Source organism: Nocardia sp. NBC_01388, assembly GCF_045040085.1.
Lineage (GTDB): Bacteria > Actinomycetota > Actinomycetes > Mycobacteriales > Mycobacteriaceae > Nocardia.
Genome location: NZ_CP109553.1, coordinates 990439 through 1005730, shown reverse-complemented (window position 1 = coordinate 1005730; position 15292 = coordinate 990439). Strand labels below are relative to the sequence as shown.

15 protein-coding genes and 1 pseudogene are annotated in these 15292 nt (G+C 62.6%); 6 read left to right on the top strand and 10 right to left on the bottom strand.

The window, feature by feature from the left end; all coding sequences use genetic code 11:
- Window position 1 precedes the first annotated feature (1 nt).
- Both OG716_RS04755 and OG716_RS04750 read left to right on the top strand, forming a co-directional pair.
- The gene (locus OG716_RS04755; RefSeq protein WP_405136468.1) at window positions 2-1117 is read left to right on the top strand and encodes an acyl-CoA dehydrogenase family protein; all 1116 of its coding nucleotides are present in this window, start codon (window positions 2-4) and stop codon (window positions 1115-1117) included.
- Window positions 1118-1132: 15 nt separating this feature from the next.
- A pseudogene (locus OG716_RS04750) lies at window positions 1133-1231 on the top strand (SDR family NAD(P)-dependent oxidoreductase); the annotation flags it as partial.
- Here OG716_RS04750 and OG716_RS04745 read toward each other — a convergent pair.
- The 4 genes from OG716_RS04745 to OG716_RS04730 form a co-directional block, all read right to left on the bottom strand.
- Window positions 1229-1900, bottom strand: a complete 672-nt coding sequence (locus OG716_RS04745) for a TetR/AcrR family transcriptional regulator (RefSeq protein ID WP_405136467.1) — start codon at window positions 1898-1900, stop codon at window positions 1229-1231. The pseudogene OG716_RS04750 and the gene OG716_RS04745 sit on opposite strands and share 3 nt — an antisense overlap.
- Before the next feature lie 212 nt (window positions 1901-2112).
- On the bottom strand, window positions 2113-3141 hold the full coding sequence (locus OG716_RS04740; protein ID WP_405136466.1) for a Rieske 2Fe-2S domain-containing protein: 1029 nt from the start codon (window positions 3139-3141) through the stop codon (window positions 2113-2115).
- A 243-nt stretch (window positions 3142-3384) separates the two neighbouring features.
- Window positions 3385-4995 carry a class I adenylate-forming enzyme family protein gene (locus tag OG716_RS04735; RefSeq protein ID WP_405136465.1) on the bottom strand — a complete coding sequence of 537 codons (1611 nt, stop codon included), beginning with the start codon at window positions 4993-4995 and terminating at the stop codon, window positions 3385-3387.
- A 202-nt stretch (window positions 4996-5197) separates the two neighbouring features.
- The gene (locus OG716_RS04730) at window positions 5198-6253 is read right to left on the bottom strand and encodes an aldo/keto reductase (RefSeq protein ID WP_405136464.1); all 1056 of its coding nucleotides are present in this window, start codon (window positions 6251-6253) and stop codon (window positions 5198-5200) included.
- Between the two features lie 90 nt (window positions 6254-6343).
- On the opposite strand from OG716_RS04730, the gene OG716_RS04725 reads away from it, so the two are divergent.
- Window positions 6344-6904: a winged helix-turn-helix transcriptional regulator gene (locus OG716_RS04725; RefSeq protein WP_405136463.1), complete on the top strand. Its 561-nt coding sequence runs from the start codon at window positions 6344-6346 to the stop codon at window positions 6902-6904.
- Here OG716_RS04725 and OG716_RS04720 read toward each other — a convergent pair.
- From OG716_RS04720 to OG716_RS04710, 3 genes are all read right to left on the bottom strand, one after another.
- Entirely contained in the window at window positions 6854-7540 is a 687-nt protein-coding gene (locus OG716_RS04720; protein WP_405136462.1) for a winged helix-turn-helix transcriptional regulator, read from the bottom strand. The genes OG716_RS04725 and OG716_RS04720 overlap by 51 nt on opposite strands.
- A gap of 43 nt (window positions 7541-7583) precedes the next feature.
- On the bottom strand, window positions 7584-7814 hold the full coding sequence (locus OG716_RS04715) for a hypothetical protein (protein ID WP_405136461.1): 231 nt from the start codon (window positions 7812-7814) through the stop codon (window positions 7584-7586).
- 118 nt (window positions 7815-7932) lie between these two features.
- A complete protein-coding gene (locus OG716_RS04710) occupies window positions 7933-8625 on the bottom strand; it encodes a TetR/AcrR family transcriptional regulator (protein WP_405136460.1) in 693 nt (230 codons plus the stop codon).
- A gap of 104 nt (window positions 8626-8729) precedes the next feature.
- On the opposite strand from OG716_RS04710, the gene OG716_RS04705 reads away from it, so the two are divergent.
- On the top strand, window positions 8730-9974 hold the full coding sequence (locus OG716_RS04705; RefSeq protein ID WP_405136459.1) for an NADH:flavin oxidoreductase/NADH oxidase family protein: 1245 nt from the start codon (window positions 8730-8732) through the stop codon (window positions 9972-9974).
- A 287-nt stretch (window positions 9975-10261) separates the two neighbouring features.
- Here the strand turns inward: OG716_RS04705 and OG716_RS04700 are convergent, their stop codons facing one another.
- Window positions 10262-10846 (bottom strand): TetR/AcrR family transcriptional regulator, encoded by a 585-nt coding sequence (locus OG716_RS04700; RefSeq protein ID WP_405136458.1) that lies wholly within the window; start codon window positions 10844-10846, stop codon window positions 10262-10264.
- Window positions 10847-10991: 145 nt separating this feature from the next.
- Here OG716_RS04700 and OG716_RS04695 point away from each other — a divergent pair, with 145 nt between their 5' ends.
- Window positions 10992-11693, top strand: coding sequence for an SDR family oxidoreductase (locus tag OG716_RS04695; protein ID WP_405136457.1), 702 nt, complete (start codon window positions 10992-10994; stop codon window positions 11691-11693).
- Window positions 11694-11738: 45 nt separating this feature from the next.
- A complete protein-coding gene (locus OG716_RS04690; RefSeq protein WP_405136456.1) occupies window positions 11739-12740 on the top strand; it encodes an NADP-dependent oxidoreductase in 1002 nt (333 codons plus the stop codon).
- Here OG716_RS04690 and OG716_RS04685 read toward each other — a convergent pair.
- Both OG716_RS04685 and OG716_RS04680 read right to left on the bottom strand, forming a co-directional pair.
- Entirely contained in the window at window positions 12733-14145 is a 1413-nt protein-coding gene (locus tag OG716_RS04685; protein ID WP_405139531.1) for a flavin-containing monooxygenase, read from the bottom strand. The genes OG716_RS04690 and OG716_RS04685 overlap by 8 nt on opposite strands.
- Window positions 14146-14493: 348 nt before the next feature.
- A complete protein-coding gene (locus tag OG716_RS04680; RefSeq protein WP_405136455.1) occupies window positions 14494-15213 on the bottom strand; it encodes an SDR family oxidoreductase in 720 nt (239 codons plus the stop codon).
- Window positions 15214-15292: the final 79 nt, after the last annotated feature.

Here is a 15292-nt window from a genome sequence, read left to right as displayed (position 1 = left end):
GATGGTTTTGTCCTTCACGGAGGAGCAAGAGGAACTGCGCGCCGTAGTGCGCAAGTTCCTTGAATCGCGCTCTTCCGAGCAACAGGTCCGCATCCAACTCGACTCCAGCGATGGCTTCGACCGCGGGGTCTGGAAGCAGATGGCTGAGCAGATCGGAATCCAGGGTCTCGCCATACCCGAAGAGTTCGGGGGTTCAGGTTACGGGTTCGGCGAACTGGCGATCGTCCTCGAGGAATCCGGGCGCGCCCTGCTCTGCTCCCCATTGTTCTCCACTGTCGTACTCGCGGCGAACACTCTTCTGCAGTCCGGCGACGATGCTGCCTGTCGCCGCCATCTGCCGGGCATAGCTTCGGGCGAAACGCTGGCAACGGTCGCGATCATCGAGGAATACGGAAGCTGGACGGAGGCCGGAATCACGGTCCGGGCCACCGAGGCCGAGGGCGGCTGGCTACTGAACGGGACCAAACCGTATGTTCTTGACGGCGCGTCAGCCAACATAATCATCGTCGCGGCTCGCAGCGAGGCCGGCGTCTCGCTCTTTCTGGTGACGGCCGACTCGGATGGTTTGGCAACCGCGCCGACCCCGACACTCGACCAGACTCGTCGTCAAGCGACACTGGAATTGCAGAATACTCCTGCCCAGCTGCTCGGCGAGCTCGGTGCCGGGTGGGACACTTTGAGTTCAGTGCTCGACATCGCCGCGGCGGCATTGGCCTGCGAACAGGTTGGGGGCGCGGCACAAGTACTGGAATCGACGGTCGACTACGTCAAAGTCCGCGAACAGTTCGGCCGACCGATCGGTTCATTCCAAGCGATCAAACATCGCTGCGCCGACATGCTCGTCGAACTGGAATCGGCCCGCTCGGCCGCGTACTACGCCAGCTACGCGGTAACCACCGCCGCCGACGATCTCCCGGTCGCGGCGTCAACCGCCAAGGTGTACTGTTCGACCGCTTTCTATCACATTGCGGCACAAAGCATTCAACTGCACGGTGGTATCGGTTTCACCTGGGAGCACCCCGCGCACCTGTACTTCAAACGCGCCAAGAGCTCGGAAATCCTACTCGGTTCGCCGTCCCATCATCGCGCAGTCCTCGCTGATCGCATCGGCCTGTGACAGAGCCGCAGTCACTTGACGCGCACCGCACTGGTTACCGGAGCGTCTCGCGGGATCGGGTTGGGCATCGCGCAACATCTTGCCCGGCAAGGCTATTCGCCGAAGGCAACGTCACTCCCCGCGGCGCGGCATGGCCGACCACATCGAGTCGATGATCCGGCGTTGTGACCTCGGGCTCGGTGCGCGAAGTCCGGGTGACTGGAGCGTCCGCATCAGGATGACTCCGATCAAGGCATCCGAGGCCCACACCGTGTCCGAGTCCGGCGGCAACTCCCCCGCCTCCATCGCGCGCTCGAACAGATCGGCCAGCCGTCCAGCCGCCCGGGACATTACCCGCAACTGGTATCGCGCATAGAGTGCGGGATACCGAGGCGCGTCAGCGACGAACCGCATCAGTATTCCGAGTGCGTCCGGCTCCATCATCCGGACGACATGTTCAACGATCCCTTCGAGTTCGGTCCGCACATTCGCCGACGGATTCGGGGTCGGCCATTCGCTCAGCTTCTCTACCGTGTCGATGATCAGCGCGTCCCGGTTGGGCCAGCGCAATCCCAGACTCGGACGCGAAACACCGGCTCTCCGTGCGACACTCCGGATACTGAACGCATCCACGCCGTGCTCGGCGAGTTCCTGCTTCGCTGCCTCGATCACACGATCTTCTATCGACGGATCCCTCGGCCGGCCAGGTCCTGCCGCTTCGAGGTTCTCAACCGTCCCCACCGCGCATACGGTACCGGTCCGCTCCGAGACCAACCCGCGGCTGACCCCTGAATTACCTGCCATATCGGAATATTTTACGGCTCCGACCGAATCCGGTGCATCCTGGTACGAGGAGGATCGCGGAGCCGAGCATCGCAACAGGTCACGGGCGTCCTCATCTGTTGGGCAACAATATGTTCGAAGAACAACAAGACCACACGCACAGCAGGGGCGCGTCGCGAGGATGACCTATCGGATCACCGTCGCGACGCCCTCGAACCCGCTTCGGTTGAACGTCACCCCTGCGCGGCGGATGCCAGGGGCTCCGCCGATTCGTTTGCCACATAGAAGGCGCGCGCCCATTTCCGCAGGCTCACAAACTCCTTGCCTTCGCGCGAGGCGAGTGCGGGCGGGTTCTCGAAGCGCTGGTGTTGCCAGATCTCGATATCGTTCGGCAACTGCGCGACCGCCCGCGCCAACCGCTTCTCGAGCACCCCCGGTTCGTCGTCACCGGGCAGTTCCTCGAGCCATACCGTTTGGAAGAGCTCACTTCTACGGTCACCGGTCGGCGTGGTGGACAGCAAGATCAGGGTGTTGTCCGAACCAGAGAGGGCGGTGTAGCTCATTCCGACGCCCGCGTTCAAGATCGACAACGTGTCCCCGTTGTGGCTGTCCGGGTCCATCTCACGCCACCGCTTACCGAAGCCGATCTGACTGAACCAGTGCCAGTCGTCTTCCCATCGACGCAGGAAGACCGGATAGTCCCGGGTTCCGTGCACCTGCCGGAAGTGCATCGGATCAGCGGCGTTTTCGATAACGAGTTGCGGATGCAGTGTGAGTTCGCCGTAACTCACCTTGGCCTCGGGCGAGGGCTCGTGATAGCGCAGCGACGCGGTGTGAGCGCTGACGGCGGCGAAAATATCCGGCGGCTCCCAGGAGGGGGTCGAACCGTCGATGCTGTGCCAGAGGTAGACGATCCCGTTTGTCTCGCGAACGTCCCACGCTCGGATCCGACGGCCGCGATTGGGACGGTCGGGTTGATACGGAATGTGGCGATTACGGCCCTCACTGTCCCATTGCCACCCATGGAACGGGCAGACGATGCAGTCGCCTTCGACCTTCCCGCCATATCCCAGATGTCCTCCGAGATGCCTGCAGTAGGCGTCCAGAATCCGCAGATCGCCGACCTCGGTACGGAAAGCAACCAGGTCGCGGCCGAAGTACCGGAGCGGGCGAACCTCGGCCTCCGGAAACGCACTCGACCATCCGACCTGGAACCAGCCATTTGGTTGCCAGTGTGGCACAAAATTCGAACCGCCAGTCACCTTGGAATCACTTCCATTCACACTTCGATGGGCTGATCACATGGCCCTAGCCCTACGCGCATACCAAAGTGCACGTCAACCATTTATAAGCCATGTTGGAATATAAATCCTATCGCTGCATTCGATTCACTGTCAATCATCGGTGCGAGCGCATCGGATGCTCCCCCAGACCCCACGACACAAGCCGGACGAGCGTTCACCCACCCCCGAATTGCCATGAAGCTGTACCCGCCGGTGCAGCACTCAGATCTCTGCCCGCAACAGCTCAATGATCTTGAACTTCTGCGGCTTACCCGAGGCCGTCAGCGGCAGGGCATCAGCGATACGCCAGTGCACCGGCCGCTTGAAGGGCGCAAGCCCGGCGGACACCGGTTCCCGCAGTTCCTCGAGCCGCAACGTACAGCCCGGATTGAGCACCACCATCGCGGCGACCACCTCACCCCACGTGGGATCGGGCAGACCCACCACGGCGGCCATGGCCACGTCGGGGTGGGCCTCGATTGCCAATTCAACCTCGCGTGCCGAGATATTCTCCCCGCCTCGTACAATAAGGTCCTTCAACCGACCGTGGAAGTGGAGACGGTTCTCGCGATCGAGCGCACCCAGATCACCGGTGTGGATCCAGCCCTCCGAATCCACCGTGGCAGCTGTCTCCTCGGGCCGGTTCAGATAGCCGTCCATCCTCACTTTCGTGCGGACACAGATCTCGCCCACCTCATCCAGAACGCATGGCAAGCCGGTCTGCGTATTCACGACCCGGAGCTCACGGTGTGGCAGGACGCGACCGACGGTGTTCGACTTGGTCCACAGATCGTCTTCGCGGCTCGTTTCGGTGATCGCGGGAGCCTCGCTCTGCCCGTACATCACCAGCACAGGCGCACCGAAGTGCTTCTCGATCCGGCGGATCAGCGTTGCCGGAACAGCCGATGCGCCGAGCAGGATCGCCCGCAGGTTCGGTGGTTTCATCCGAGCGAGTTCAGGATCCTCCATCATTCGAAGGAACAGCGTCGGCACACCACCGATGAAAGTCGCGTTACTCTGGACCGCCGACTCCAGGAAGTTCAGCGCGGAGAAGTCGGTGACCATTACGTACGTACCGGCCAGGGTGGCGGTACCCAACGCGAGCGCCACCGATCCGCCAACATGATGCAAAGGCATTGGGCTGCACCAGATCTCATGCTCCGCCGATGAGGTGCGAGCAGCCAGCGTTCGCGCCGCGTTGAGACATGCCTGGTGTGACAGGACAACACCTTTGGGTTCTCCGGTTGTGCCGGAGGTGAATTGGACGACGAGCGTGTCCGCGGGCTCCACCGCGAAAGGCAAGGAGGTTTCGCCGACAATCGCGTCGGCCGCCTCCCCCAATGAGCTCACCCACTCGGCGATTTCGACGACCTGATCAGCCGCGATCAGGTCGCGGCCGGCCTCCCGAACTCGGCCGATAAGGTGGCGACCGTGCACGTCCGATGCCAGAACGGTCACCGGCCCACTGTCGATCAGCAGGGCACGAACCTCACCGGCGGTCAGATTCGGATTGATCGGCACGAGCGGCCGCCCGGATAACGCGGCGGACCAGAACAGGACATACCAACTCATCGAGTTGTCACTCATTACCGCGATCGGGAATCTCGTCTCCGATCCAGAACGTAGGCGCGCCGCGCCCGCGAGTGCGAGCCGCGCGAGTCGATGCCATGTCAGAGACTGAAGCTGCCCATCCTCCAGCCATTGCAGAGCGGCCCGATCCGGTTGTCGGGCAGCGGATTCCAGCAGGAGCCGCCCGATCGTGGAGGACTCCCATTCGTCGAGTCGTACACGCTCCTCACCCCAGGTCGTCGGCACGATGTCATCTTCGCTCATCTCACACAGTCCTCATACGCTCAGCCGGTCACGGCCGATTCGACCAGGTGACCCAACAGCTATCGCGCTAAACTGTATAACTAATTAGATTGCAACGTCAGGACAATGGAACAGCGACCCCGAAAGCGCCACCGGTGGCCTCCCCAACGACGATGGAAAGCACAGCGCACTCGGCTGCTGCGCCGTGCTTACAGGGAAGTGGTCAGGCGACAGGGATGGCGGGACCGTCCATTTGTCCCGCCAACCCGCCCTGAACTCGGTTCAGTGATGCCGCGTTCGCCTCATGTGGGATACCGAGCGAAATCGCGCTCACTTCGGTGAGGCGCTCGTATTGCTCGGTCGTGAGCTCGAGATCGAGCGCACCCAGGTAATCGTCCAGCTGAGCGACGTTACGCGGTCCGATGATCGGGATGGACGAGGTCGCGAGCCTGTGTGAACGTTCGTTCACCCACGCGGTCGCCACTTGCGCGGGCGTTCGGCCCGTTTCGCGTGCGATGGCGAGCACCGTGTCGACGACCAAGGACTTCTGGTCGGTGGATTCTGTGTGCACCAACGTCTTCAAATCGGTCAGCCGCCCCTGCTGACTTTCGCGATACTTACCCGTCAGCAGCCCACCGCCGAGTGGTGACCACAGGGTGACCCCCAAGCCGAGCGCCTCGGCCATGGGCAGAAGTTCACGGTCGGCGGTCCTTTCGACGAGGCTGTATTCGACCTGAATACCAGCCACCGGCATCCATCCGGACAAGTCAGCCAACGCCGCGGCACGAGACACGCGCCAAGCGGGGAAGTTCGAGAACGCGGCATACAGGATCTTGCCCTGACTCACGAGATCGTCCAGGCCGCGAAGAATTTCCTCGAGCGAGGTCAACGCATCGGGATAGTGCACCCAGAGAACATCGATATAGTCGGTGTCCAGCCGCCGCAGGCTCTCCTCGACTGACGTGCGCAGATTCTTCCGGCTGTTTCCTGTGCGTCCCAGCCCACCGGCAGGACGTGCACCAACAGTGAACTTCGTGGCCAGGACCAGGTCGTCACGGTCGGCGTGGATGAATTCCCCCAGCAGTTGCTCCGATTGGCCGAGCTGATAGGTGTCAGCGGTGTCGATGAAATTTCCTCCCGCCTCGACGAACCGATCGAAAATTTGCTTCGCTTCGTCACGTTCGGCGCCCGCCCCCCACCCGGTGCCGAAGTTGCCGGTCCCTAGGGCGTATTGCGAAACACGAAGCCCCGTGCGTCGACCGAAGGTGGTGTAGCGCATGTTTCACACTCCTGAAGGATTGCCGAGGCTGAGTTGCCATCGCCAACCTACACCCTAAGTTGGCATCGGAGAGTCAGGTACGGTGAACATATGCCTCCCCGATCGAAAGCCGTTGCCGACGCCTCGGGCAGCTCCTGTGCGATTACGCGTTGCCTCGGCGTGCTCAGTGATCCCTGGAGCTTCCTCCTGCTGCGCGAGGCCCTCCTCGGTCGGCGTACCTTCGCGGAGTTCCGCGATTCGCTCGGTATAAGCACCGATGTGCTGAGCGCGCGCCTGACGGAGATGGTCGAGTACGGCGTGATGGAGAAGATCCCGTACCGCAAACCAGGCGAGAGGATGCGCTTCGCCTACGCGCTCACCCCTGCCGGTGAAGAACTCAAACTTGCCCTTGCCGCGCTGCAGCAATGGGGCATTGAGCACCTCTCGTCTTCGGAGGAACCAACCGTCCTCCCCCTTACCCGCGACTCGAACGAACGTATCCGCGTAGCTTTCGTCGACGCGGACGGCCGCGCGATCGACCAGCAACGTGCACAGTTTCTGCCGGCGGCATCAGCCAATTCAGAGTCCGCCGAACCAGGAAGGCTCCAGACGGCTCTCGATTCAAACAGCTGGCGTGAGCTCCCGGGTGGTGGCCGCGAACGCGGCGAATAGCTTGGGCAGCCCCGCGCCCTTCCCTCGCACCTCGGCCTGACCCGTACGTCGAGCGTCCGCCAAGGTGAGACTGCCCATGATCAACCCGATGAAAGTCATTGACGAACAGTAGAGTTCGATCGGCGACTCCGATCCCGACGGACCGGACAACACCGACAATACAAACTCCCGAACGCTCATCGTGAAGACCTCGTGAGTATGCCCCTCGGACTCGGGACTCTCGTACGTATACACCTCACACTCGAAAGTCAGGCCGGACAAGAGATTCGGCGAGACCGCGCCCGTCATGCAAAGCGCAACCATGTCGGGTCGCGCCGTTTCCGCGTCGATTCCTTCCTGCATCAGACCGAGTCCCCAGAGACCGAAGCCGATGACAGGGCCCCGCAGTCCTTCACCGAATTCGGTCAGCGCGTAGGCACCGGAGGACGTCTTCTCCACGACACCGGCAGCTTGGAGTCGGCGGAGCCGACTTGTCAGGCGGTTCGGTCCGGCGGCAGCAAGTTTCACACCGAGGTCGGTAAACCGCTTGGGGCCGAGCAGCAACTCCCGAATTATCAGCAGAGTCCATCGTTCGCCCAGCACATCCAAGGCACTGGCAAGCGGACACCCTTGCCCATACTGTCGAGACTTCTCCACTGAATCGAGTGTAGAGAGGGGCGCGGATCGGCTCGACACCAACTCACCGCATCGCGGGCGCAAGATCATCCGGCATCCCTTTCGCCAAAAGTATTCGTAGACAACGACGATTCTCGAGGTGAGCCAGGGCGCGCTGCACGGCGGCGTCGCGTGCAGGTTTCACATCGACGATCGGTCCGGCGATACCTCGAAGGGCCGCAACGGACCGCCGGCGGCCGGAAACAGTGATGGAACATTGCCGGGGTTCCAGGCCGTCGGCGATCACGGCGGACATGTTCCGCATAATACCGATAACTATATGAACTGTATAGCTCCACTCGAGTGCGCAGCTCACTCAGCGCCGTCGCGGACCACCCGTCCGCGCGGCCAATTGCCAATCGAAAGGCCTCGCCCTACCCAAGTGCGCGGGCGGCAGGATCGACACGACGATGACCCGCTCCAGGATTCTGTGGCAGGTCATTTCGATGCGTTAAACCCAATAGGGCGAGGACGTTCCCGATGCCCTCATTCAGAACGTCGTCGGCGAGCGGTCCAGCGGACAGAGCGCGGGATAGTTGCAAGATCCCGGCCATCATGGCCAGGACACCGAGTACCCGCACACGCGCTGATTGCGGATCATCCGGCGACAGCAACGCGGCGATGTCATCGATAACAACCAGCACGCCGGTGGTGTACGCGCGCCTGGTCGCATCCGAACAACGACCGATCTCGTCGAGCAGCGCCGCCGAGGGGCAACCGTCCTCACGGCTGTCTCGGTGCCCTGCCGAAAGATACCAGCACACGAACTCTTCCAGTCCGGCCAGATCCCGAGCCTGCGCAGCGACGTTGATACCCTGCTCACGCAACTGATCGGCGACCGCGTCCGCGACCAGATCCTCCTTGGACGCGAAGTGAGCATAGAAGGCCCCGTTGGTGAGCCCCGCATCCTTCATCAACGTGGCGACCCCCGAGCCATCGATGCCGCTGCGCTTGAACCGCCGACCGGCCGTTTCGATGATCCGACGTCTCGTCGCTTCCTTGTGCTCACTTCCGTAACGCATCCCATACTCCTTCGACGCCAGAACAACCAGTTTGCCGCTGGCCACTCCCCCTCGATTATATTATGATCATCATTCAATGCGCCAGCGAGATGGCCGCCATCCGCACAAATGATCCGGCCGAGGCCGGCCACCTGACAAGGAATACCCTGATGACTTCCCTGCACGACCCATTGACACTGCCCTGTGGCCAGGTGCTCCCCAATCGAATCATGAAGGCCGCGTTGAGCGAAGCACTGGGCGACAAGAAGAACTCCCCCGATGGCCGCTTGGAACAGCTCTATAAGACCTGGGGTGACGGTGGGTACGGACTGCTCATCACCGGCAATGTCATGGTCGATCGCACGCAACTCGGCGAGCCGGGCAACGTCGTCATCGAGGATGAGCGCGACCTCGACGCACTGTCCCGCTGGGCCAAGACTACGAAGGACGCGGGCGTCCCGATCTGGGTGCAGCTCAACCATCCTGGGCGCCAGTCGAATCCCCTGGCCCTCGGCCACACCCCCGTTGCTCCCAGCCCGATCCCCCTCAACATGCCCGGTGCGACCACCCCTCGTGAGCTGACGTCCGCCGAGATCGAGGACATCATCGAGCGCTTCGCGGCTGCGGCGGTCGTCTGTGAGACAGCGGGGTTCGACGGCGTACAAATACACGCCGCGCACGGATACCTTGTGGCACAGTTCCTCTCGCCGTTGTCGAACCAGCGCGACGATGAGTGGGGCGGCGACCCCGAACGACGGATGCGCTTCGCGGTCGAGGTGGTCCGGCGCATTCGCGCACGGGTCTCGCCCGGTTTCGCGGTGGGTATCAAGCTCAACTCGGCCGACTTCCAGCGCGGCGGGTTCACCGAGGAAGAATCCCGGGGCGTCGTGGCGGCATTGGCGAGCGAGGGGCTCGACCTGATCGAGGTCAGCGGTGGCAGCTACGAGGAACCGGCCATGATGGGCACAGCCGCGGCCAGCACTCGGGCCAGGGAAGCGTACTTCCTCGAATACGCCCGCACGGTTCGCGCACTCGTCGGCGACATCCCACTGGCGGTCACCGGCGGTTTCCGATCCCGCGCCGCGATGGACGACGCGGTCAGCACCGGTGAGTGCGATGTCGTCGGCATCGGCCGGCCGACCGCGACCACGCCCGACGCCGCCGACATAATCCTCGCGGGGCGCGCAAAGTCCCTCACCGCGCACCAGGTGCGAGCCGGTATGCGCGGCATCCTGAGCAAGGTCACCGATATCAAAGGGCTCGACGGATTTCTCGACCTCGGCTGGCACACCGATCAGTTGCACCGTGTCGGTGCCGGTCTGGAGCCGGATCTGAATCGGGGTCGCATCGCGACCGCCGTCGCACTGCTGCGCCGGAACGGCCGGACATCCTTCGGAAGCAAGCGCGGCCTATGACCAACGCGTGAATTCTGCTCCACGCACGTATCGATCGGACCGATACCAACCGCACATCGACCTGGCCGGCCACGTGAGAAGCGGCATGCCACCAGCATGTAAAGGAGCGTCACAATGGGTGTGAGCCCAGCGGCACAGTAGTTCGCGCAGTTCCTGGAAAGCGTGAGCGCGAAATCGTCGAGACGAATCATCGGGCGTCGACCGAACCGGAAGGCGTCACCTCGGCGCATAAGCACCAGAACTGCCCGAACAATCACCGCCACGAGAGCCAGGTTTTCGCGGGTGTGTCAGTCGTGCGACGGGGTCCCCAACAACGTGAGAACGTTCTGGATGCCTTGTTCGAGAACGGCGTCGGCGAGTTCCTTACCGGACAGGGCACGGGAAAGCTGCAGTGTACCAACCATTGTGGCGAAACCACCGAGGACCCGGACTCGTGCGGACTGCGGATCAGCGGGGGCGAGCAGTGCCGCGATGTCATCGATGATGGCCAGCACTCCGTCGGAGTAGGCATCCCTGATCAGGTTCGGGCTGCGCCCGATCTCGTCGAGCAGGGCCGCCGACGGGCAGCCCTCCTCCGGACTGTCACGGTGCGTGACCGAAAGATATTCGCGCACAAAACGTTCCAGCCCGTCGCGGTCACGAACCTGCTCATCGATACTGGCGCGCTGGATGCACAGCTGGTCCGCGACGGCGTTGGCGACGAGATCATCCTTGGATTCGAAGTGCGCGTAGAAGGCGCCGTTCGTCAGTCCGGCATCCTTCATCAGCACGCTGATCCCCGCGCCGTCTATGCCGTCCCGCTTGAACCGGCGCCCGGCGGCCGCGACGATCCGCTGCCTGGTCGCCTGCTTGTGCTCACTCCCGTAACGCATCACACACTCCTCGAACAGTCCGATGACGACAGCCGGTAGCCAACCATCAGCGATTGTATTACGATAATTATATTACGTTCATACTTCAATCGTCGCGCAGGTAAGCCGGCATCTCCGCACGCGCAATCACATTGGGAGACAACATATGACCGCCATCAAAGATTCGGTCGCCTTCGTCACCGGCGGCAGCCGCGGGATCGGCAAAGCACTCGTGGAAGAGCTGTATATCCGTGGCGCAACCAAGGTCTATGCCACCGCACGCGACCCGCGCACCGTCACCCACCCCGATGCCGTCCCGGTGGCCCTCGAGGTCACCGACCCCGACGCGGTCGCGATTGCCGCCCGCCTTGCCCCGGACGTCACCATCCTGATAAACAACGCCGGCGCCTCGGTCGGCGCGTCCTTCCTCGGGTCCGAGATCAACGATGTGCGCCGGGAATTCGAAACCAATTTCTACGGACCGCTTGTGGTCACCCGCGCATTCGCCCCCATCATCGAGGCGAATGGCGGCGGCCACATCCTCAATGTGCACTCCGTGCTTTCGTGGGTCGGTTTCGGCGGTTCGTACAGTGCGTCCAAAGCCGCGCTCTGGTCGGCGACCAACTCGCTGCGCCTGGAATTACAGCCGCGCGGCATCACAGTCACCGGGCTGCACGTGGGTTACGTCGACACCGATCTGACAGCGGGTATCGATGCGCCAAAGTCCAGTGCCGCCGATGTTGCCGCGCTTACGCTCGATGGCATCGAATCGGGGGCCTACGAGGTGCTGGCCGACGATATCTCACGGCAGGTCAAGGCCGGGCTGTCCGGGGATCTGGCTGCGTTGTACCCACAGCTCGCGAAATAGCCCGAGACGCACCCTCCCAACGGCAACAGACTGGAGTCAAATCCGATGAAAGCCTTCATTCTCGATCGTTATGGCAGCAGCGACAGAGTGCGGTTCGGCGAGATGCCGGAACCTGAGGTGCGGGAGAATGATGTCTTGGTCCAGGTCCACGCCGCCGGCGTAAACCTCCTCGATTCCAAAATCCGGGATGGTGAGTTCAAACTCATTCTGCCCTATCGCCTCCCACTGATTCTGGGCAATGATGTCGCCGGGGTCGTGGTCCGAGCCGGATCCCGCGTAAAGAACTTCAAGCCGGGCGACAAAGTGTACGCACGACCGGACAAGGATCGAATCGGCACCTTCGCAGAATTCATTGGGATGAATGAAGACGACGTCGCGCTCATTCCGGTAAAGCTGACTATGGAGGAGGCCGCCTCTATCCCACTGGTCGGCCTGACCGCGTGGCAGGCGCTGGTCGAGATGGCGAATCTGCAGAAGGATCAGAAGGTCCTCATCCACGCGGGTGCCGGTGGCGTGGGAACCTTCGCCATCCAACTGGCGAAGCACCTCGGCGCGGTCGTCGCCACCACGACCAGCACTGCGAACATCGACTTCGTCAGACTTCTCGGCGCGGATGTGGTGATCGACTACAAAAACTATGACTTCGAAACGATTCTGGACGATTATGACGTCGTCTTGAACAGCCTGGATGAAGTGACACTCAAAAAGTCCCTGCAGATCCTCAAGCCCGGTGGCAAGCTCATATCGATCTCAGGCCCGCCCGACCCCGATTTTGCGGAGAAGCACGGATCGCCCTGGATTCTGAAACCGGCAACCCGCGTGTTGAGCTATCGAATCCGGAGAGCAGCGAAACGCCATAACGTCAGCTACTCGTTCCTCTTCATGCGGGCCAGTGGCGATCAGCTGCGCGAGATTACTTCCCTAATCGACAGCGGGATAATTCATCCTGTCATAGACCGGGTATACCCCTTCGAGAAGACCGAAGAGGCGATGGCGTACGTCGAAAAGGGCCGCGCAAAAGGCAAGGCTGTCGTCAAGATCAGATAGCCGCCGATGCCTCGGTTGCGGCCGCCGCGAATCGTAATGCCCCGTCGTCGATCGGACCGTAGCGCAGCAGCGGCAGATCGAGCAGATAGTTCAGCGGCAGACGCCAGGGCTTGCGGTCGCCCTGGCTCGGGAAACGGGCGCTACCCCGCAGGAAATAGCCCGGGGTGAAGCTCGGTACGGAGCGGTCGCGGCCCAGCGACGGATCGGCGACCGGTGTGGCACTGGTGTACCCGTGCGTCTCCAGATGGCGTAGCAGCCGAACGACGTACTGGCACACCAGATCCGCCTTCAATGTCCATGAGGTATGGACGTAGCCCATGACATAGGCGAAATTCGGCACACCGGATACCATCATCGACTTGTAGGCCAGCCGGTTCGGCAGCCGCACCGGCTCACCATCTACAGCCAACTCTATGCCGCCGAACACGAGCAGATTCAAACCCGTTGCGGTGACAATGATGTCAGCATTCAGTTGGGTGCCGGAGGCCAGGCGCACACCTGTTTCGGTGAAGGTGTCGACCCGGTCGGTCACCATATCCAGTGCGCCCGCACTGATCGCCCGGAACAGTTCACCGTCCGGGGTCAGGCACAACCGCTGATCCCATGGACTGTAGCGCGGGGTGAAGTGGGAATCGATGTCGTACCCCGCGGGAAGCCGGCGCTGCTGCCGACCACGGATCCAGGCCCGTGCCGTATCGGGATAGCGCCGCGACAGCTGATAGGTCGCGGTACTCATTCCGATATTCTTCGCCCGCACCGCAGCATGCGCGGCGTAAGCCGGAAGCAGTCGACGCAGCACACCCATCACCCGTTCCCGCGCGGGTGCGGGCAAAACGTAGGAGGGCGAGCGCTGCAAGATACTGACCCGGGCTCCCGAATCCACCAGCGCGGGGCCCAGTGTCATCGCAGTCGCACCGGAACCGATGATCACGATTCGCTTGCCTCCCACGTCCAGATCCTGCGGCCAGTGCTGCGGGTGCACGACCGGACCGGAGAAGCGTTCTCGCCCTGGAAAATCCGGCATGTAACCATGGTCGTAGCGGAAATAGCCTGCGCAACAGAACAAAAACTTCGCCACGAACTCGACGGTCTCACACGTGCCGACCCGCTCTGCGGTAACCAGCCAATGTTGTTGCGCCGATAGCCATTCTGCCCGCACCACGCGATGACCGAACCGGATGCGACGATCGATCCCGGCCTCGGCCGCAGTTTCGCGAATGTACTCGCGGATCGCCTGACCGCCCGCGATTGCTCGATCTCCCCGCCACGGCCGAAACCGATACCCGAACGTGAACATGTCCGTATCCGACCTGACACCCGGATACCGGAACAGATCCCAGGTCCCCCCGATGGCCTCTCGAGCCTCCAGAACCACACAATGACGCCGCGGAAAAGCCCGCTGCACATGGCGCGCGGCACCAATGCCGGACAACCCGGCTCCGATGATGAGCACGTCGGTAATCTCGACCCGACCGTCCACGATTTCAGAGCCCTTCACATCCGTCGCCCCCACGCTTTTGATACGCCATCAGCGTAACCACAAGCGCTGCGACCACCGCCTCCGTCACCACCTACCCGCGGGTAAACCCAGGAATGGGACGCGGATCACTCCCCCTATTCCGTCGACTGCCATCGTTGTGCCGAATGAGTGCTGCATCGGCCGACAAGCCCGCGATCTCATCGAGGGCGGCGCGGCGACCGACCGCGCGGCGGAAGTCTCGAAAACAGGTCCGACATACGACGGTCGACAGGGTCAGCCGGGACCGTTCAGTCCGCGCAGCTCCGGGTAGAGCGCCTCGACCGGGCCGCTGAGAGCCGCCTTGACCTGTGTGGTCGACTCATCGGCCAAGACCTCGTACTCACCAACCTCGGCGGCGTCGTAGACCATCCGCACCAGCTCCGCCGGCAGCATCTTGGGTCCCTCGGCGTGCGCGGCCATGCGGGTGTCGACGTAGCTCATGTGCACGCCCATCACATGGACTCCTTTGGGCGCGAGCTCGAGGCGCAGTGAATTGGTGGCGGACCACAGTGCGGCTTTCGACGCACTGTAGATGCCGCCGTACGCGTACCAGCTACCAATGGAGTGCACATCTACCAGGACCGACTGCGGCTTGGCGGTCAGGATCGGTGCGAAGGCGCGAGCGAGGAAGAGCGGGCCGAAGAAGTTCGTCTCCATGTTCGCTCGGATGTCCGCATTGGTCACATCCAGCAGGCTGGCATTCGGCGGGTTCGCACCCGCGTTGTTGATGAGCATGGTGACATCGGGCGCGGCGACAACGGCCGCGGCGATCGAGGCGGGGTCGGTGACATCGAGAGCGAAGGGGACGATGCGCTCGTCATCCCAGGTACGGGGAATGCGGGCGGTGGCGTAGACCTTGGCGGCGCCGCGGGCGAGCGCGTCATCGACGAAGTGGGTTCCGATGCCTCCGTTCGCTCCGGTGACAAGGACGACTGCTCCATTGAGGGAGGGCATATTCGCATTCCTTCTGTTGTGTGGAGGTCACATCTGGTGGCGATCGGGCGGCCGCACAGCCACCAGGACGAGTACCTTG